Source organism: Priestia sp. VA7 (assembly GCF_055710015.1).
The window spans coordinates 1-209 of the sequence record NZ_JBVQPN010000089.1 but is presented as its reverse complement, the minus strand read 5'-3'; the positions used below and the strand labels follow the sequence as shown (position 1 = coordinate 209).

The following is a 209-nucleotide window of genomic DNA, read 5'->3' as shown; positions in this document are numbered from 1 at the left end:
TTGTTCTTTGAAAACTAGATAACAGTAATTGCTGAGGAAAAGTGAAACTTTTCTTTAATCAAACCAATAAATAACACAACAATATGTTGTACCATTTATTCGCTAATGGTTAAGTTAGAAAGGGCGCACGGTGAATGCCTTGGCACTAGGAGCCGATGAAGGACGGGACTAACACCGATATGCTTCGGGGAGCTGTAAGTGAGCTTTGA

The 209-nt window shown here is 39.7% G+C and carries 1 rRNA gene; it reads left to right on the top strand.

What is annotated here, in order from left to right:
- Positions 1 to 107: 107 nt before the first annotated feature.
- Positions 108 to 209: ribosomal RNA gene (locus AC0C45_RS30350) — 23S ribosomal RNA — on the top strand; the annotation flags it as partial.